Source organism: Flavobacteriales bacterium, assembly GCA_016700415.1.
GTDB lineage: Bacteria > Bacteroidota > Bacteroidia > Flavobacteriales_F > PHOS-HE28 > PHOS-HE28.
This window is the reverse complement of the sequence record CP065018.1, coordinates 2,020,021-2,039,660: the sequence shown is the minus strand read 5'-3', so window position 1 is coordinate 2,039,660 and position 19,640 is coordinate 2,020,021. Positions and strand designations below refer to the sequence as shown.

Annotated in this window: 10 protein-coding genes; 2 read left to right on the top strand and 8 right to left on the bottom strand. The window is 59.0% G+C overall.

Annotated elements, in window-relative coordinates; genetic code table 11:
- The first annotated feature begins 262 nt into the window (after positions 1 to 262).
- Entirely contained in the window at positions 263 to 1,681 is a 1,419-nt protein-coding gene (locus IPP95_08535; GenBank protein QQS71247.1) for an amino acid permease, read from the top strand.
- 297 nt (positions 1,682 to 1,978) lie between these two features.
- On the top strand, positions 1,979 to 2,839 hold the full coding sequence (locus tag IPP95_08530) for a hypothetical protein (GenBank protein QQS71246.1): 861 nt from the start codon (positions 1,979 to 1,981) through the stop codon (positions 2,837 to 2,839).
- A gap of 51 nt (positions 2,840 to 2,890) precedes the next feature.
- On the opposite strand, the gene IPP95_08525 is transcribed toward IPP95_08530, so the two are convergent.
- The 8 genes from IPP95_08525 to IPP95_08490 all read right to left on the bottom strand — a co-directional run bounded on the left by IPP95_08525 (position 2,891) and on the right by IPP95_08490 (position 19,588).
- Positions 2,891 to 3,814: a phosphatase gene (locus IPP95_08525; protein ID QQS71245.1), complete on the bottom strand. Its 924-nt coding sequence runs from the start codon at positions 3,812 to 3,814 to the stop codon at positions 2,891 to 2,893.
- A gap of 78 nt (positions 3,815 to 3,892) precedes the next feature.
- Complete coding sequence (locus tag IPP95_08520) at positions 3,893 to 5,230, bottom strand: ABC transporter permease (GenBank protein QQS71244.1); 1,338 nt, start codon at positions 5,228 to 5,230, stop codon at positions 3,893 to 3,895.
- A gap of 50 nt (positions 5,231 to 5,280) precedes the next feature.
- On the bottom strand, positions 5,281 to 6,222 hold the full coding sequence (locus tag IPP95_08515; GenBank protein ID QQS71243.1) for an ATP-binding cassette domain-containing protein: 942 nt from the start codon (positions 6,220 to 6,222) through the stop codon (positions 5,281 to 5,283).
- Positions 6,223 to 6,341: 119 nt separating this feature from the next.
- Positions 6,342 to 7,322, bottom strand: a complete 981-nt coding sequence (locus IPP95_08510; protein QQS71242.1) for a fatty acid desaturase — start codon at positions 7,320 to 7,322, stop codon at positions 6,342 to 6,344.
- Between the two features lie 9 nt (positions 7,323 to 7,331).
- Complete coding sequence (locus tag IPP95_08505; GenBank protein ID QQS71241.1) at positions 7,332 to 8,222, bottom strand: lysophospholipid acyltransferase family protein; 891 nt, start codon at positions 8,220 to 8,222, stop codon at positions 7,332 to 7,334.
- 374 nt (positions 8,223 to 8,596) lie between these two features.
- Positions 8,597 to 13,969 (bottom strand): T9SS type A sorting domain-containing protein, encoded by a 5,373-nt coding sequence (locus IPP95_08500; GenBank protein ID QQS71240.1) that lies wholly within the window; start codon positions 13,967 to 13,969, stop codon positions 8,597 to 8,599.
- A 232-nt stretch (positions 13,970 to 14,201) separates the two neighbouring features.
- Positions 14,202 to 16,544 carry a T9SS type A sorting domain-containing protein gene (locus IPP95_08495; protein QQS71239.1) on the bottom strand — a complete coding sequence of 781 codons (2,343 nt, stop codon included), beginning with the start codon at positions 16,542 to 16,544 and terminating at the stop codon, positions 14,202 to 14,204.
- Positions 16,526 to 19,588, bottom strand: a complete 3,063-nt coding sequence (locus tag IPP95_08490) for a hypothetical protein (protein QQS71238.1) — start codon at positions 19,586 to 19,588, stop codon at positions 16,526 to 16,528. Before IPP95_08490 ends, IPP95_08495 begins: the two co-directional genes overlap by 19 nt.
- Positions 19,589 to 19,640 lie beyond the last annotated feature (52 nt).

Genomic DNA, 19,640 nt, shown 5'->3' with positions numbered 1-19,640 from the left:
CCGCGATCGGGATGATCACGGAAAAAAGATAGGGGGGATGACCGGCCCGTTCATCATTATGTGCTTGATCACTTCTTGTTTTCAGCATTTTGGGGTTCCTTGGTGGCCTCGCGTCCAGATGCACACAGTGGCCGTTCACACCTCAACGGCACCGCCCGGTTCCTGTGCTAACACCCACATTTGCGGATATGTCGGGATAGTGTGGCAGGAATGTTCCGCAGTCTCCCAATTCCCATAGCTTAGCGCCCGACCCGAACTACGCATGAGCAGACACGACACCAGGAAACCGATGAGCGTATTGCTCGCGGAAGCGGAGGATCAGGGCCAAGGGACCTTGGTAAGAAGGCTGGGAGCGGTAAGCTTAGTGGCTCTCGGCATCGGGGCCATCATCGGTGCGGGCCTCTTCTCTCTTACCGGCGTGGTGGCGGGGCAGCATGCGGGGCCGGCGGTGGTCCTCTCCTTTGTCATCAGTGCCGTCGGTTGCGCCTTTGCGGGGCTGTGCTATGCGGAGTTCGCCAGCATCATTCCGATCGCCGGCAGTGCCTACACATACAGCTTCGCCACCATGGGCCGCATCTGGGCCTGGGTCATCGGTTGGGACCTCGTGCTTGAGTATGCCGTGGGGGCCGCCATGGTCGCGATCTCCTGGAGCCAATACCTCAACAAACTGCTGGCAATGCACGGCATGCACATCCCCGAGCACCTGATGGCGGGGCCATTTGAGGGCGGATGGTTCAACCTTCCAGCCGTGATCATTGTGGCGTTGATGTCGCTGTTGCTCGCGCGCGGGACCCGCGAAAGTGCCGGGGTAAATGCCATTATCGTGGTACTGAAGGTGGCTGTGGTGCTGGTCTTTATCTTCTTCGGCTGGTCCTACATCAACCCGGCCAATCTCACGCCCTTCATCCCACCGAACAACGGCGTGTGGGGCGAATTCGGTTGGAGCGGGGTGCTCCGTGGTGCGGGCATCATCTTCTTCGCCTACATCGGTTTCGATGCGGTGAGCACCGCCGCACAAGAGACCAAGAACCCCAAGCGCAACATGCCCATCGGCATCCTCGGCTCGCTTGCTATCTGTGCGGTGCTCTATGTGCTGTTCGGCCACGTGATGACCGGCTTGGCGAACTACACCGAGTTCGGTTCGGGGACTGATTCGCTTGCGCCGGTGGCCACCGCCATTAAGCACACGCCCTACGTTTGGCTCCAGCAGGCCGTGATCATCGCCATCCTTGCCGGTTATTCCTCGGTGATCTTGGTGATGCTGATGGGCCAGAGCCGCGTGTTCTACAGCATGAGCCACGACGGCCTGCTCCCGAAGGTCTTCTCCGATGTTCACCCCAAGTACCGTACACCGTTCAAAAGCAACATGTTCTTCATGCTCTTTGTGGGGGCGTTCGCCGCCTTCGTGCCGGGCAGGGTGGTGGGGGAGATGACCAGCATCGGTACGCTGCTCGCCTTCATCCTGGTGAGCATCGGCGTGCTCATCATCCGCAAGCGCATGCCGGACGCACCCCGCGGTTTCCGTACGCCGTTGGTGCCGTTGGTCCCCATTCTGGGCGTGGTCGTATGCGGCGCCATGATGCTGGCTCTTCCTTGGGACACATGGCTGCGCCTGGTGGTGTGGCTCGGCATCGGCATGGTGGTCTACTTCCGCTACAGTGCTAAGCACAGTAAGTTCTGAGCACCACCGGCTCAGCATGTTGCGCAGAGCATTGTCAACTGCTGATTTCTGTATCCCGTACCGGATCTTGTTGGACATGATCGGCCGGACCGTGCTACGGTAAGGCGCGAACGCGGAGCATATCACCGCGGATGTGGCGGGCCTAAAGTCCGGACGCTCTTTGGTGCGGACGCCTTTGGCCAACGGAGCTCGTCAGGTCCGTTCCTTTTATAGCGAAAGCATTCGGCGTGTGGACCTGCTTGGACAGGTTTTGTTCCTAAAGTTAAAATGATCAGCTTTGATACAAATCGCCGCACCATGAAAGCACCACTACACATTCTTCTTGCTGCCACCGTCTTTGCCACGGTGCCGGCCATGGCACAGATCCCCAATGCGGGCTTCGAGAACTGGATCACGGTAGGCAGCTATCAGGACCCGGTGCAATGGACAACGATCAATCAGATGACCACCTCTCAAGGCGCGGGGCTTTCCTGTGAAAAGGGAACACCAGGCGCGGTGGGAAGCAGCTATGTGAAGCTGACATCACTTGCCATGGCAGGCGTTGGCGTGATACCGGGCCAATTGACGGCCGTGGATGCCAACGGGATGACCGGTTTTCCTTATGCGGCACGGCCCGAGGCCTTGAACGGTATGTGGAAACATGCTATTCAGACCGGTGATGCCGGGTTCATCACGGTAACGTTGAGCAAATTCAATACCACTAGCCAAAGCGATGAGGCCGTGGGCGTGGGAAGTATCAGTGTGGCGGGTACCCAAGCTGCTTGGCAAGCCTTCAGCATGTCGATCATCTACGTCAGTCCGGACGTGCCTGACAAGGCGATCATTGTCATTATGTCCAGCGCCGGGGCGGGCATTGCAGGCAGCACCCTTTCGTTGGACGAACTGAGCTTCGGGAATTTTACCGGTATCGATGAGCCCAACGCCTTACCTGAGCTGACCGTCCGCCCCACCTTGGCAACGGACCTGCTTACCGTGACCACGGCCATCCCGATGGCCGAGCTCACCATACTGGACCTTTCGGGGCGCACCGTGAAGACCATGAGCACGGGACAGGCACAAGTGGAAATGCACGTGTCCGATCTTCCTGTCGGTCGCTACCTCCTAGGCGTGCGCATGGCCGATGGCAGGCGTAACATGCGCTCCTTCATGAAGCAGTAAGCGATCATCGGACAGGAAAAGGAGGCGGCCCCGCCTCCTTTTCTTATTTCCTCATGGGAGGATGCGTGCCGCCGCCCCTTCCTTCAGGGAATACTTGCTCCACTGCAGTTGATGCATCCCGTGCAGAAGGACGCGCTCGATCAACGCCATCGCGGGAATGATGGTGTCCACGCGGTGCGCGGGCAGCCCGGGCATGGCCGAGCGTTGATCGCGCGTCATGGCGAAGAACTGATCCTTCAAGGCATCGAATTCCGTGGCATCGAAAGTCAGGGAGACGGTATCCGTTGCTATCGGCGTGCCTCGTTCCAAGGCGATCATCGCCGCGATGGAATCGAAAGAGCCTGCGGAACCGACCAAGGTGGTGGGCCAATGCCGGTCCACTACGGACCACAAGGACTCCAGTTGCGCATCCATGTGCTGGGCCATGCGCAGTTGGGTGTTCATGCCCATGGGGTCGATATCGGGAAAGCGTTCGAACAGGCGCGTGGTGCCGAGTTCGAAACTGTGCTTCCACATCAGTGATCGATCGGTGGCCAGGATGAACTCCGTGCTTCCCCCGCCGATGTCCATCACCAGCATGGGCTTCTTCCCGAACGGTACCGCCTGGCGAACGCCGTCCAGGATCAAACCGGCTTCCTCCTCACCGGGAATGATCCTGATCACCAGACCAAGCTCCTTGTGCACCTCTTCCACGAAGGCCTCGCCGTTCCGTGCATTCCGCAAGGCCGAGGTGCCAAATCCGCTCACGTGTTCCGCGCCAAGCTCTCCCGCCGTATCCATCAGTATGCGCAAGGCCTCCATTCCGCGAGCGGATGCCTCTGCCGTGATCTCCTTCCTTTCAATTCCGCCCCGGCCCAGGAAAACGGAGAGCTCCTCCGTATGCAGTACGTGAAGGCCCTTTTGGCTTCCGCTATGCTGCTCGGCCACCAGCAATTTGAAGGTGTTCGTACCGAGGTCGATGACAGCAACTTTCATAAGTGCAGTCGTGAGTCTGTGAGTCTTGAGTCGTGAGTCGGACTCCCGACTCAAAGACTCCCGACCCCCGACTCAGAATTATCCGCGATAGAACAACCACTTCCCCAGTTCCTTCCACGAGACCTTCTTGCCGTACATAAGGATCCCTGTGCGGTAGATGCGGCCCGCGAGCCAGGTGGTGAAGATGAACGTCGCGATCAACAGGCCCATGCTCAGGAAAAGTTCGCCGAGGTGCTCAAAAGCGTTCCCGGTGGCCACGCGCACCATCATCACGATCGGTGATGTGAACGGAATGATCGAGCACCAGAACACCGCCGGGCCGTCCGGGTTGTACACCGCAGTCTGGGCGATGAAGAGCCCGACCATCATGGGAATGGTGATGGGCATCATGAACTGCTGCGTGTCCGTCTCGGCATCCACCGCCGAACCCACGGCAGCGAAAAGCGAACTGTAAAGAAGATAGCCTCCGAGGAAATAGAACAGGAACAGACCGAGGATCGCCGCTACGGGCAGGTCGTTCCAGATGTCCATGATCACGTCCAATTGTTCGTTCGGGCTTTCCTGGTCCTGCACCTGTGCCTGTTCCTCGAACTGGGAGTGCAGTTGCGTGGTCATTTGAACGTTGCCCTTTTCCAGTGCGGAGCTGGAGATCGCGTCCTTGGCGAAGGACATGCCCACGGACCCGAGCACCAAGGAAATGACGACCCAAAGCAGGAACTGGGTGAGGCCCACCATGGCCACCCCGACGATCTTGCCCATCATCAGTTGGAACGGTTTCACCGAGCTGATGAGCACCTCCACCACGCGGTTCTGCTTTTCCTCCATAACCCCGCGCATCACCTGCACACCATACAGAAATATGAAGATGAAGATGAGATAGCCGAACGCGAAGCCGATGCCGGCCTTGGCCTGGTCGTAGCTTTGCTTACCCTGCTTGTCGATGTCGAAGAGCTGGATGTTCAAAGCGGTTTTGATCTTCTGGTAGACCTCGGGATCCACGTTGTTCACGCGCAGCTTTTCCTTTTCGATCACCTTCTCGATCTGGGTGGAGAGGTAGTTCTGCACGCTTTGGCTGGGCAGGCTCTTGTAAAACACCTGGATGGTGTTGTTCTCCAAGATCAAGGGGTTCACCTCCACCATGGCGGTATAAGGGCTGGCCTTGAACACGGAGTCGGAAATGTCTTGCGGCTCGTAGAAGAACTTGATGTCGTCGGTCTCCTGTAATTTGTTCGTCAGCAAGTTTGCCTTGTCCACCACTACGATGTTCTGGATGCCGCTCTCCTGCATGCCGAGGTAGACCACCAAGGTGATGCCGCCCACCATTAGGAGGGGGCCCAGGAGGGTCATGATGAGGAAGCTGGGCTTGCGCACGCGGGTGATGAATTCCCGCCAGATGATCAATCCGGTCTTGCCCATGGTTCAGGAAGCGTTGAGAGTTGCCGTGGTGTTGTTGCGCATGTCCATCCTTATTCGGTCATGTCCGTGGAAATGGTCTCCGGCGCTTTTTCGCTCACGGCCCTGATGAAAATGTCGTGCATGCCGGGCACCAGTTCATGTACGCCGAGGATCTGTGCCACTGGCATGGTCGCCGCCAGCACGTTGTTCAGCGTGGCACCGTGCAGGAGTTTCACCCGTGCCGTGCACAGGCCGCCGTCCTCTTTGGGGTCGATCAGCTCGCCGTGGTAGGCCAATGCATTGGCAAAGGCCACCTTCGACCCTTTGAATTCGATGGTGTAAGTGGAGTCGCTGTATTGTTTGCGGATGTCCTTCACGCTGCCATGGAGGACCACCTTGCTGCGATCGATCAGGGCGATGTGCTCGCAGAGCTCCTCCACACTGCCCATGTTGTGCGTGCTCAACATCACCGTGACGCCCTCGTCGCGCATACGCAGGATCTCCAAGCGGATCAGCTCCGCGTTGATGGGGTCGAAGCCGCTGAAAGGCTCGTCCAGGATCAACAGTTGCGGGCCATGCAGCACGGTGGTGATGAACTGGACCTTCTGGGCCATGCCCTTGCTGAGCTCCTCCACCTTCTTGTTCCACCAGGTGGCCATGTCCCAGCGCTCGAACCAGTCCTTGAGCCGCTTGGTGGCCTCTTTCTTGTCCATCCCTTTCAGCCGGGCGAAATAAACGGCCTGTTCGCCCACCTTCATCTTTTTGTAGAGCCCGCGCTCCTCTGGCAGATAGCCCATGGTAGCCACGTCGGCCTCGGTCATGGGTCTTCCGTTCAAGAGCACCTTGCCGCTGTCCGGGCCGGTGATGCGGGTGATGATCCGGATCAATGTGGTCTTCCCGGCGCCGTTGGGGCCGAGCAGGCCGAAGACCTTGCCCGTAGGGACTTCTATGCTTACGCCGTCCAACGCGAGATGGTCGCCGTATTTCTTAACGATGGTTTCCGTTGCGAGCATGCCGTCGGGTCCGGGTTTTCGGTTTACGGACGGGCCGAAGGTAGCCGCCTGCGTTCAGAGGATGGCTTCCGCCCGTGGAGCGGGCGGACCGTTCGACCGGCGAGACGCCGGGAACGGATCTATGCGTAGATCTCGCGCCGCCCCACCATGCGCTGCTTGGCGGTGTCCCACACCTTCAGTCGAAGGCACTTGATCACGTCCCAAGGCAGCAGGCTGGTGACCTTTGCCTTCTGTAGTTCGGGGATGGCCTTGTAGACCTCCGGCAACCGGTAGAAGGGGATGCGGGGGTTGAGGTGGTGGATGTGGTGGTAGCCGATGTTGGCAAGGAACCAACGCATCACCCCGCTCATGCGCATGTGGCTGCTGCTGCTCAACGCCGCATCGTGGTAGGTCCATCCATCCTTCTCGGCGAATTGCACCCCGGGGAAATTGTGCTGTGCGTAAAAGAGGTAGGAACCCAGCCCAAGGCTGATGACGAAGGGGGCGAAGAAGCCGAACACCAGCCCCGGCCAGCCTGCGAGCAGGAAGATGCCCGTGCCCACGGCGATGTGGAAGACCAGCGCCACGATACTGTCCCAGTGCTTGCCCGTGTTGCTCACCAAGGAGCGGATGCACATGCCGTAGAGGAACATGAAGATGTAACCCAGACCGATGGTGATCGGGTGGCGGATGAACATGTAGATGGTGCGCTCCCCTTTGGGTGAGGCTAAATACTTCTCCTTGGTGACGATGGGGAAGGAGCCGATGCTGCTGGTGTACAGCTTGCTGTTATGGGCGTGGTGGTAATTGTGGCTGCGCTCCCAGATGCTCACGGGGGCCAGCATGTACCAGCCGAAGACTGTAAAGATCCCGCGGGCGGCCCTCGAGTGCTGGAGGATGCTCTGGTGCAGGAAGTCGTGGTAGATCACGAACATGCGGCCCAAGGTGAGGGCCACCAATAAGCCGCAGATCACCTTGGCCCAGATCGGGGTGGGGAGGAATACGCCGGTATAGCCTGCGGCCAGCACCACAAGGGTGATGATGACATGCCACCAGCTACGGCCGCGATATTCCTTCGCGTAGGCACGGGTGGCCAGAATGAGATCTTTGCCTTGAAGCATGGTGCAAAGTTACGCCGGGCGGAATGGCATTGATGCCGGAGGCCTGTGCTTCCACCGGCGGTGCGTCCAAAGCCAGATCTCCGGGCGCGTGTGGATGTCCTGCTCCAATCGTTTGGTGTGCAATTCGGTGATGAGGCCCTCCGAAGTGTTCTTCGGGTCTGCCACGAGCGGTTCGAACCGCATTACGTAATGCCCTCTCTTCGGCCGGTCGATGCCTAAGTAGATGATGGGCCGGTCGAGTTTTTGCGCGATCTTCTCCGTGCCCCAAAAAACGGGTGTGGCCTGGTTGAGGAAGGTGGTCCAGTAGGCATGTTCCGGAGCAGGTGTCTGGTCCGCGATAAAAGCCGTGGCCGTCACTTGGTGCCGGTCGCGGAGCATGCACTTCACCGTCTCTTTCATGGGGTAAAGTCCATTGCCCAAGCGGGTGCGCATCCGGATGAACAGGCCGTCGAAGTGCTTGTTCGCAAGCGGGTGGTAGATCACGTTCAACCGGTGATAGGGCAGTTGGCTGAAACGTGCCCCCCCGAGCTCCCAGTTGCCCCAGTGCCCCATCACGAGGATCACGCTCGTGCCCGCATCGAAATACCGCTTCAGAAATTCCGTCCCTTCCACCGTGATGCGTCGCTCCAGTGTCGCGGTCGGAATAGTGAGGGTTTTGACCGTCTCGAGCATCAAATCGCAGAACCAACGGCGGAATTTCCGTTCGATCAGCGACAATTCCTCCGGTGACTTTTCCGGGAAGCTGTTCCGCAGGTTCTCGCGCACCACCTTCAGGCGGTAACCGATGATCCGGAACAACACGAACTCCAACACGTCGCTCAGGAGGTACAGGGCACGGAAGGGCAGCAGCGAGATGCCGTAGATCAACGGAAGGATCAAGTAGTAACCAAGGGTGCCCATGGATTGCCAAAGAAAGCACGATCGGGACGGAACCGGGTGAAGGTGGAAAGCGAAAAGCCCCTTCGTTGCCGAAGGGGCCTTCGCAGGGTGCGCGTCCGTTGCCTACTGCCGCGCTACCGCTAATGTGACCGACGGTCCGTCTTTCCTTATAAATGCCGCCCGAAGTGCTCCTTCAACGGGAAGCGGGAAAGTGGGGTCAGTGCCACAGTGCGAAGCAACAGGATGTCCGGGCCATTGGCAATACCCATAAATGGGGATATTTCATTGCGGAATAATGTTATGGTAAAAGCAGAAAGCCCCTGCGTTTCCGCAAGGGCTTTCCGTACATCGTGGACTCCGGATCCCTCAGATGGGGAAAAGTGGAAGTTCTGCGCTTACTTGATGATGCTCAACCGCTGCACGGAATGTTGTCCGTTCACTACGATGTTGACCATGTAGACCCCGCTGGCGATGTCGCCCGGCAGATCGAGAATGGTGGTAAAGTGCTCACCGCTGTTCCCGAACTCCTTGGCGAAGACCTGCTTGCCATAGATGTCCTGGATGTCCACGGTGATGTTCTGCTCCGCATCCCGGATGCCGTCGATGGTCAGGTTCACCTGTCCCTCACGCACAGGGTTCGGCCACATCGTGGCTGTTCCCGCGGTCTGCGCCATGCCGGCTTCGGGACGGTTGCCGCTGTTGTCGATGGTGATGGTACAGACGTCCCCGCAGAAACCACTGTACAGCGTGCCCACTTTCACGTTCACCTGCACATTGTAGGTGGAGCCGTTCACCATCGGAGGATGGTTGTTCCACTTTAGTTGCAGGATGTAGGTGCTGCGGATGAAGGTCTCATCGTAGCCTTCTCCGGGTATGGAGATGCGGAACTGGTATTCCGTCGCACCCACCACCGGCGTGGCGTAGATGAAGCTGTTGTTGGTGTTGAAGGCGCGGCTCTCGTTGCAGGAATGCCCGTAGGTGGGCGCGCTGATCAGCTCCGAGCAGGTCACCGAGAAAGGTACGCTCATGCCCACCTCGCAGCCCGTGCTGAAGTGTGCGCTGGCCATGGGTCCGGCGTCGTTGGTACGTGCCCGGACGAAGTACTTTACACCGGGTGTCAGCGGGCTGGTGTTCATCTGGTTGAAGCGCACCTTGTTGGTGTTCACAGCGATCCGGCGGATGAAGCCGGCGTCGGGATCGGAGAACTCGAACTGGTAGCTCGTCGCTCCCGCCACATCGCGGCAATAGACGTAGCTGTTCATGGTGTAATTGAAGATGTCGCAGGACTTGTTCGCGATCTGGGCGGGACCCGGAGGCAGGCAGAAGCTGTGCTCCGTGTAGCCTGCGTAGGCCGGGGTGAGCGAAGGTGAATCACCTCCGTTGGGGAAATCATCGCCCAATAGCACCTTGTCGTCCATGGTCCTGAGCTGCCAGTTCCCGCCACTGATGCCGTCGCCGAAGCTGTCGTAGAGGCGGAAGCCATAGCAGGCACTTGCGGGTGCTGCTCCCAAGCAGGCGACCTCACTTACCAGCATGTTGTTCTCAACGGCGGCCGGTCCTCCAGCGGCGATCACGACGTTGCTCTCATCGGTGATCTCCCAGGTGAGTTGGTCCGGGTTGCCGTCGGTGTTGATCGCTACGACCACCTGATCACCAGAACACGGCCCCACTGGAGTCCCCAAGCAGGTGCAATTAGCGCTCCATGTGTCGTTGGTCGTCGAGGCATTTTCATCATCACACGCGGTTCCGGGAAGTGCTGGTCCGTCAAGCACTCCTTCGCAGTCCAACGTACCGATAGGTTGTCCGACGCAGTCGCAGTTGGCATCGTATACATCGTTGCCGGTGTTGGCGTTGCCGTCATCGCAGGAAGAGCCGATGGTCGCCGTTCCGCCGGGTACGCCGAGGCAGTCGTTCAGTTGTCCGACGCAGTCGCAGTTGGCGTCGTAGACATCGTTGCCGGTGTTGGCGTTGCCGTCATCGCAGGAAGATCCGATGGTGGCTGTTCCGCCGGGTACGCCGAGGCAGTCGTTCAGTTGCCCGACGCAGTCGCAGTTGGCATCATATACATCGTTGCCGGTGTTGGCGTTGCCGTCATCGCAGGAGGATCCGATGGTGGCTGTTCCGCCGGGTACGCCGAGGCAGTCGTTCAGTTGCCCGACGCAGTCGCAGTTGGCATCGTATACATCGTTGCCGGTGTTGGCGTTGCCGTCATCGCAGGAAGAGCCGATGGTCGCCGTTCCGCCGGGTACGCCGAGGCAGTCGTTCAGTTGTCCGACGCAGTCGCAGTTGGCGTCGTAGACATCGTTGCCGGTGTTGGCGTTGCCGTCATCGCAGGAAGATCCGATGGTGGCTGTTCCGCCGGGTACGCCGAGGCAGTCGTTCAGTTGCCCGACGCAGTCGCAGTTGGCATCATATACATCGTTGCCGGTGTTGGCGTTGCCGTCATCGCAGGAGGATCCGATGGTGGCTGTTCCGCCGGGTACGCCGAGGCAGTCGTTCAGTTGCCCGACGCAGTCGCAGTTGGCATCGTATACATCGTTGCCGGTGTTGGCGTTGCCGTCATCGCAGGAAGAGCCGATGGTGGCTGTTCCGCCGGGTACGCCGAGGCAGTCGTTCAGTTGTCCGACGCAGTCGCAGTTGGCATCATATACATCGTTGCCGGTGTTGGCGTTGCCGTCATCGCAGGAAGAACCGATGGTCGCCGTTCCGCCGGGTACGCCGAGGCAGTCGTTCAGCGAACCGACGCAATCACAGTTGGCATCGTATACATCGTTGCCGGTGTTGGCGTTGCCGTCATCGCAGGAAGAACCGATGGTGGCCGTTCCGCCCGGTACGCCGAGGCAGTCGTTCAGTTGCCCGACGCAATCGCAGTTGGCATCATATACATCGTTGCCGGTGTTGGCGTTGCCGTCATCGCAGGAAGAGCCGATGGTGGCTGTTCCGCCGGGTACGCCGAGGCAGTCGTTCAGTTGCCCGACGCAATCACAGTTGGCATCATATACATCGTTGCCGGTGTTGGCGTTGCCGTCATCGCAGGAAGAACCGATGGTCGCGGTTCCGCCGGGTACGCCGAGGCAGTCGTTCAGTTGCCCGACGCAATCGCAGTTGGCATCGTATACATCGTTGCCGGTGTTGGCGTTGCCGTCATCGCAGGAAGAACCGATGGTCGCGGTTCCGCCGGGTACGCCGAGGCAGTCGTTCAGCGAACCGACGCAATCACAGTTGGCATCGTATACATCGTTGCCGGTGTTGGCGTTGCCGTCATCGCAGGAAGAGCCGATGGTGGCTGTTCCGCCGGGTACGCCGAGGCAGTCGTTCAGCGAACCGACGCAATCACAGTTGGCATCGTATACATCGTTGCCGGTGTTGGCGTTGCCGTCATCGCAGGAAGAACCGATGGTGGCTGTTCCGCCGGGTACGCCGAGGCAGTCGTTCAGGGAACCGACGCAGTCGCAGTTGGCATCGTATACATCGTTGCCTGTGTTTGCGTTGCCGTCATCGCAGGAAGAACCGATGGTGGCTGTTCCGCCGGGTACGCCGAGGCAGTCGTTCAGTTGTCCGACGCAGTCGCAGTTGGCATCATATACATCGTTGCCGGTGTTTGCGTTGCCGTCATCGCAGGAAGAACCGATGGTCGCGGTTCCGCCGGGTACGCCGAGGCAGTCGTTCAGTTGTCCGACGCAGTCGCAGTTGGCGTCGTAGACATCGTTGCCGGTGTTGGCGTTGCCGTCATCGCAGGAAGATCCGATGGTGGCTGTTCCGCCGGGTACGCCGAGGCAGTCGTTCAGTTGTCCGACGCAATCACAGTTGGCGTCGTAGACATCGTTGCCGGTGTTGGCGTTGCCGTCATCGCAGGAAGAGCCGATGGTCGCCGTTCCGCCCGGTACGCCGAGGCAGTCGTTCAGCGAACCGACGCAATCACAGTTGGCATCGTATACATCGTTGCCGGTGTTGGCGTTGCCGTCATCGCAGGAGGATCCGATGGTCGCGGTTCCGCCGGGTACGCCGAGGCAGTCGTTCAGTTGTCCGACGCAGTCGCAGTTGGCGTCGTAGACATCGTTGCCGGTGTTGGCGTTGCCGTCATCGCAGGAAGATCCGATGGTGGCTGTTCCGCCGGGTACGCCGAGGCAGTCGTTCAGTTGTCCGACGCAGTCGCAGTTGGCATCGTATACATCGTTGCCTGTGTTTGCGTTGCCGTCATCGCAGGAAGAACCGATGGTGGCTGTTCCGCCGGGTACGCCGAGGCAGTCGTTCAGTTGTCCGACGCAGTCGCAGTTGGCATCATATACATCGTTGCCGGTGTTTGCGTTGCCGTCATCGCAGGAAGAACCGATGGTCGCGGTTCCGCCGGGTACGCCGAGGCAGTCGTTCAGTTGTCCGACGCAATCACAGTTGGCGTCGTAGACATCGTTGCCGGTGTTTGCGTTGCCGTCATCGCAGGAGGATCCGATGGTCGCGGTTCCGCCGGGTACGCCGAGGCAGTCGTTCAGTTGTCCGACGCAGTCGCAGTTGGCGTCGTAGACATCGTTGCCGGTGTTGGCGTTGCCGTCATCGCAGGAAGAACCGATGGTGGCTGTTCCGCCGGGTACGCCGAGGCAGTCGTTCAGTTGTCCGACGCAGTCGCAGTTGGCGTCGTAGACATCGTTGCCGGTGTTTGCGTTGCCGTCATCGCAGGAAGAGCCGATGGTGGCTGTTCCGCCGGGTACGCCGAGGCAGTCGTTCAGCGAACCGACGCAATCACAGTTGGCATCGTATACATCGTTGCCGGTGTTGGCGTTGCCGTCATCGCAGGAAGAACCGATGGTGGCTGTTCCGCCGGGTACGCCGAGGCAGTCGTTCAGGGAACCGACGCAGTCGCAGTTGGCATCGTATACATCGTTGCCTGTGTTTGCGTTGCCGTCATCGCAGGAAGAACCGATGGTGGCTGTTCCGCCGGGTACGCCGAGGCAGTCGTTCAGTTGTCCGACGCAGTCGCAGTTGGCATCGTATACATCGTTGCCGGTGTTGGCGTTGCCGTCATCGCAGGAAGAACCGATGGTGGCTGTTCCGCCGGGTACGCCGAGGCAGTCGTTCAGTTGCCCGACGCAATCGCAGTTGGCGTCGTAGACATCGTTGCCGGTGTTGGCGTTGCCGTCATCGCAGGAAGATCCGATGATGGCTGTTCCGCCGGGTACGCCGAGGCAGTCCAGTGTGCAGACCCCACCGTTAACGGCTCCGCTGATCACCGCCCCGGTAACTTCTTCGCCCCCCATGGAAATGAAGAAATCGCGGTTGTTGGCGGTGGTGAAGGCGTCATTGCCCAAGGTGAAGGCCGTGCAGCCGCCTCCCGCCACGGGGATCGTGGTGATGGTGAACCAGGTTTCCGGCGCAATGGTGGTCTCGCATCCATTATCAAATGCGTCAGCGTCCAGCCGGGTGAGGCCGAACCCGTTATAGGTGCGGTAGGCGATCCCGCCGTCCACGACCACCGGGGAAGGAGTGAACGCGCTCCAACCGTTGCAGAAGGTTGCTCCGCCGCCCAATGCCGCACCGGATGCGTTGTCATAGCGGATGGTCAAGGTGAGTGCGCTCAGAACTCCGCCGAAACCCGCAGTGCTGTGTGTTTTTATCTGGACCAAGAGCTGGTTCGAAGACGCTCCTTCTATCAGTTGCACATCCACGGATGTAGGGATGACGTCCTGGGCCTGGAGCGGCCCGGATGCGACGAAAAATGCAAGGAACAGAAAGGAGATCTGAAGCGAGCGGAGCTTTAGTGAAGTCAATATCATGTTTTGTGGAGTTCGGTGTTCCTGATGGAGGCAGCAAAGTAGGAGGTTGGGACCGTACTTGGTATTTTATTTTCGATAGGTCGCCGTTTTCCCATGATGGAAAGGTGTTTATGGCCGTCTCCGTGTGAACGGGGCGGATGCAAAAAGCCCCCCCGTTGCCGGAGGGGCTTTTGCGTTCTGCGCAGACTTTCGGTCCAGCGCCTCCATCGAGGAGGCAGCCGGGACCTGCCGTCTACTTGATGATGCTCAACCGCTGGACGGTCTTCTTCCCGTTGACGGTGATGTTGACCATATAGACCCCGCTGGCGATGTCGCCCGGCAGGTCGAGGATGGTGGTGAATCGCTCACCGCTGTTCCCGAACGCCTTGGCGAAGACCTGCTTGCCGTAGATGTCCTGGATGTCCACGGTGATCTGTTGGTCCGCGTCCTGGATACCGTCGATGCTCAGGTTGACCTGACTTTCACGCACCGGGTTCGGCCACATCGTCGCTGTTCCATTGGCCTGCTCCATGCTGGCATCCGGGCGGGGGGCGTTGTCGATGGTGATCGTGCAGGTATTGCCGCAGAAGCCGCTGTAGGTGGCGCCGACTTTCACGTTCACTTGCACGTTGTATGTGGAGCCGTTCACCATCGGAGGATGGTTGTTCCACTTCAACTGCAGGATGTAGGTGCTGCGGATAAAGGTCTCATCATAGCCCTCGCTGGGGATAAAGATGCGGAACTGGTACTCCGTCGCACCCACCACCGGCGTGGCATAGATGAAGCTGTTGTTGGTGTTGAAGGTGCGGTTCTCGTCGCAGGAATGCCCGTAGGTGGGAGCGCTGATCAGCTCCGTACAAGGCACCGTCGACGATATGGCCACTTCGCAACCCGCGCCGAAGTGGGCGCTGGCCAAGGGGCCGGCGTCGTTGGTGCGGACACGGACGAAGTACTTCACGCCAGGTGTCAGCGGGCTGGTGTTCATCTGGTTGAAGCGCACCTTGTTGGTGTTCACCGCGATGCGGCGGATGTAGCCTGCATCGGGGTTGGAGAACTCGAACTGGTAGTTGCCCGCTCCGGCCACGTTGCGGCAATACACGTAGCTGTTCATGCTGAAGTTGAGGATCCCGCAGGACTTGTTCGCGATATTGGCCGGGCCCGGAGGCAGGCAGAAAGTGTGCTCCGTGTAAGGTGCGTAGGCCGGGGTGAGGGAAGGCGAATTACCTCCGCCATCGAAATCATCGCCCACCAGTACCTTGCCGTCCATGGTCTTGAGCTGCCAGTTGCCGCCGATGATGCCGTCACCGTAGCTGTCCGTCAGCGTGAAGCCGTAGCAGGCGGAGGCAGGCAGCGCGTCCAAGAGGACGGTTTGCTGGTCCAAACCGCTGATAGCGGAAGGTCCACCGGTGGCGATCGTGATATTGCTCGCATCGGTGAGCTCCCACCCGATCTCGCTCGGGCTGGCATCGGTGTTGATGGCCACCACCACGGAGTTGCCGGGCACGCTGCTCAGCGTCAGGTTGAACGTACCGGTATTGGTCGAGTAGCCGGTGACATAGATGTAGTAGGTGGTGCCGATCAGGCCCAGCCAAGTGGTGGTGCTTTGCAACCCGCAGCCGTCATCGTCGCCCTGCAGGCAGGTCAATGCGCCGCAACTGCCGGTGAAGATGCCGATCCGGGTGTCCCAGCCGGCGCCGCAGACGTCGGCGGTCATCATGCCGTTGATCCCTTGCACGGTGTACCATACGCCCGGTGCCGTGCTCAGGCTATAGTCGCAGTAGCCGGGGTTGCCGGTGGTCGTGCCGAGAACGGTCGTGCCCGGGGTCACTGAGTTCGCACCCACTGGGATCGCGTTCGCGCACAGGTCGTTCGCAGGTGGCGGAGGAGGTGTACCGATGCAGACATCGAAGCTCGAGGTCTGCCCTGGGGTCGAAGTCCAGCTGTAGACACGCAAGAAGTACGTGTTACCGATGGACAGACCACTTGGGGTACTGGAATTGGGGTCACTACAGGTACCAGGTACCAAGGTGAGCGATCCGCAACCACCTTCCCACACGCTGTGGTAGAGGTCTGTCGTACTACCTGTGATATTGATGATACTGATGGTGTGTGAAGTGGCTGTCGCCACGAACGAGAACCACACATCATCGTCTTCCGTGCCAGAGCATGCTGCGGCACTCTCGGGCGATGCCGTGGCAGCAGCGATCGTACCGGCAGTGACCGTGCCGCAAGCGAGGTCCGGGTTCACGGTCAGCCCGTACGCACCACCACAGTTGTCATTGGCCGGAGGCACAGCTAGCGTGGTGAAGCCGTAAGGTCCGACCCAAGCGCTCAGGTCCATGCCGCAATCGGCACGTACGTAGAATTCATAGCCTGTATTCGGCGTACCGGCTGCCCATGTGTATGGGTTGGTGCCAGCATTGTCCGTAGGCGTTCCGCTGGGTGTGAAACCGGTCGTGCCGATCTCCAGATCCCATGCCGTGGCGCTTCCATTCTCCGTCCAACCTAGGTTTGCACCCGAAGAGGTCAAGCTGGTCGCGCTGAGTGCGCTCGGATCAGGGCAAGCAGGCGTTACGATCAAGCTGATGTTGTCCACCTCCAGATTCCATTGGCTGCGGAAATGGAGTAGGCATGCCAGCCGAAGTAGTACACGCCGGTAGAAGCCGGAGTGATGGTGTAGGAAACGGTGTGAGGAGCATCATCGAACGTGCCGTTGTCCACCACCAAGTTCGTCATTGCGGCTGCCGATGCGGAAGTTCCGTAGTACACCTCCAGCGATTCGTCATAGCCGTTGGCGCCATAGGTGTAGCTAAGGGTATACGGCGTGCTGCCCACCAAGTTGATCCCCGGGCTGTACATCCAATCATCAGCATCCGCCGAGTAGGTGTACGGGTAACGTGCAACTTTGCTCACCGGACCCAACGTGGTCGACGATGCGGTGATCCAGGTGTTGAAACCGTTCAGGTCCTCTACGGACATGCACGCAGGCATGGCCGGTGTTGTTGCGCTTTCGAAGTCCTGGGTGTAAGGCACGTTCACCGCAGCACAGGTGGTGTTGAAGGTGAACGGTCCGACCCAAATGCTCACGCCAGGGCCGCCACAATCGGCGCGTACGTAGAAATCGTAGGCCGTACTAGCTACTCCACCAGTCCATGTGGAGGGGTTGGACGATACGTTGTCCGTAGGTGTTCCGCTTGGTGTAAAGCCGGCAGCGCCGATCTCCAGGTCCCAAGCAGTTGCTGTACCGTTCTCCGTCCAGCCCAGATCCGCACCGGTGGTGGTTGCATTGATCGCAGTCAGTGCGCTTGGGGCAGCGCAGGCAGGAGGTGTCCGCACTTGGAAGTTGTCCACATAGAAGTCCTTGTCACCACCGGAAGTAGCACCTTCCAACATGAAGAAGGCGAACTGTGTGGTGGAGCTGGTCACTGCGGAAACGTTGATCGTGGTATTGTCTCCCGTGTTCGAAGGCGAGTTGCCATTGTTCCACGTATTGATCGTGGTCCACGTTGTTCCACCGTCGATGGACTGCATCAGGTACACTGCATCATCCGCTTCGATGACATCGGCTGAAGAAGAAAGCCAAGCGGTAAGAGCCACATCGAAGTTCAGTTCGTAACCGCCTGCGGAGAGGTCGAAGATCGGGGTAAGTAACCACTCTTTGCCACCGGTGGAATAGATCTCCACTTTGGCACTAGGTGAGCCAACGTAACCGAACGAGCCGGAACTCCATCCGGAAGATCCGAATGTGGTAGGTCCGGTAATGGGGCCTGTCGCTTCTGACCAGCAAGAAGGAACGTAAGCCGTGAAGTCCTGTGTGTAGTCCGGCGTGTAAGTCGCGCAAGGCGTAGTGAAGTTCGTCGCGAAACTGTTCGGACTGTAGTCCGGTCCGGGGCATACTTCACGCACGTACACGGTGTAACCGGTAACTGGGGTCAAGCCGGTAATGGTTACCGGGCTGCTGGCAACAGGGCCACCGGTCCAGATGGTTCCACCAGCACCGGCGGTACCAGCTGTGCCAGGTGTGAATCCAGTGGCACCGTACTCAACAATGAAAGTGCCCGTGCAGCTTGTGCAGGTCCATCCGATCTGGGCAGTTGTACCGGTCAAGTTGCTGGCGCCAACTGCCGTTGGGGCTTGGCAAGTAGGTGCTGCACCAAGTGCAATGTTATCGATATGGATGTTGTTACCGAACTTGGAAACACCACGGAAGCGAACGCGGTTGGTGCCAGCAGTAAGCGGGAATGCACGAGCCTGCCAGTCGCCGCTTGCGGGGGTGTTGTATTCCGTGGTAGAAGCTGGCAACGTATTGAAGGTGCTTCCCACCTCATTCGAGCCTGCAACTACGACCGACCAAGTGGTGCCACCATTGCTCGACTGCTCGAGGTAAATGGAATCAATGGAAGTAGCATTGTACTGGGGTGCAGCAACATCGAATTCAAGCTGCATTCCACTTCCGATCGCGGTGATCACAGGGCTTGTGTAGATCAACGTTAACGTCGTTCCGCTCTGGGAGTAGTAGTCCCACATAATAGAACCTGTTCCGGTCCCATATGCACTTGTTGCAACATAGCGGAGGTTCACAGCGGAACCGGTGCCAGATTGGCTCCAGCAATTGCCGATGATGGTGCCACTGCTGAAGTCCTCATCAATGCCACCTGTGGTCACGGATACCGTAGCCACGTTCGAGTTGTTCGAATTAGGCCCCGTAGAACAATCGGTACGAATACGGAAGTAACGCGTGCCGACAATGGCATCCGTAGTGTACGAAGCAGTAGTACCACCGGTACCAACAACTACGTCGGCCCAGCTACCGATCCCATCAGGAGATTCCTCCCATTGGTAGGTGATGTTCGTTCCGGCGGTAAGTCCAGTAGCAGTTAAGGTCACTGTGTTTCCGCTACAAGCAGAGGCTGACGAAGGCACAGTACCGGGATCCGGTGTACCGGTGCATACGACGGGAGGGGTAAAGGTGAACAGGGTGCCGCTCACCACTTGGTTGGTGGTTGCCTGCGTGATCCCCGCTGTGTTACCAGCACCGTCCGTACTACCAGAGGTTACGCCAGCCCATGTAGCGGAAACAACTTTCCGTACATCGGTAGTCGTGGTGCGAATACCAACTTGGGCAATTCCGCTAGTCCAAGTAGCGGCATATGTGCCATAACGGATCTCAATCGCTCCGGTGGCTTCATACAGCCAAACTTGGGCGTTGCCGAGATGCGCGGCGGTGTTATAGCGGTAGAAGTTGTTCGCTTGGATCTTACAGATGTAACTGCCGGGTGATCCGGTGAGCAAGTAACTGTACACCGCACCTGAATTGTTCAGGTCCCGAGCGTTGAAGACCACAAGGTCGTTCATGGTCCCGTTGTCCATCGGAGAGTAGTCCGTTGCAGACGCAGTAGCGCCAAAACGGAGCCAGCCGTTCGAATGCATCGAGAACTGCGTGAACGCGGTTCCTCCGAAATTGAAGGAGAAGCCGATCGGCTGGAGCGCTGAATATCCGTCATCGGCCGTTCCCCCACCACCATTGATGGAGAAGGTCGTTGCACCGGCAAGTGCCACATAAGGGTCGCTACCTGTAGCGAAAGTATAGCCTGTCACCTGGGCATTCGCCGCAGGTGCCATGAACAGCGCGGCAGCCATGCCGAGCAGTCCATTGCGCCACCGCGACGTTCGCCGCTGTGGTGTTGATGGG

What these genes read in the sequence shown, in the direction of transcription:
- IPP95_08535 (QQS71247.1), top strand. Translation starts at nt 263, where the DNA reads ATGAGCAGACACGACACCAGGAAACCGATGAGCGTATTGCTCGCGGAA.
- IPP95_08530 (QQS71246.1), top strand. Translation starts at nt 1,979, where the DNA reads ATGAAAGCACCACTACACATTCTTCTTGCTGCCACCGTCTTTGCCACG.
- IPP95_08525 (QQS71245.1), bottom strand. Translation starts at nt 3,814, where the DNA reads ATGAAAGTTGCTGTCATCGACCTCGGTACGAACACCTTCAAATTGCTG.
- IPP95_08520 (QQS71244.1), bottom strand. Translation starts at nt 5,230, where the DNA reads ATGGGCAAGACCGGATTGATCATCTGGCGGGAATTCATCACCCGCGTG.
- IPP95_08515 (QQS71243.1), bottom strand. Translation starts at nt 6,222, where the DNA reads ATGCTCGCAACGGAAACCATCGTTAAGAAATACGGCGACCATCTCGCG.
- IPP95_08510 (QQS71242.1), bottom strand. Translation starts at nt 7,322, where the DNA reads ATGCTTCAAGGCAAAGATCTCATTCTGGCCACCCGTGCCTACGCGAAG.
- IPP95_08505 (QQS71241.1), bottom strand. Translation starts at nt 8,222, where the DNA reads ATGGGCACCCTTGGTTACTACTTGATCCTTCCGTTGATCTACGGCATC.
- IPP95_08500 (QQS71240.1), bottom strand. Translation starts at nt 13,969, where the DNA reads ATGATATTGACTTCACTAAAGCTCCGCTCGCTTCAGATCTCCTTTCTG.
- IPP95_08490 (QQS71238.1), bottom strand. Translation starts at nt 19,588, where the DNA reads ATGGCTGCCGCGCTGTTCATGGCACCTGCGGCGAATGCCCAGGTGACA.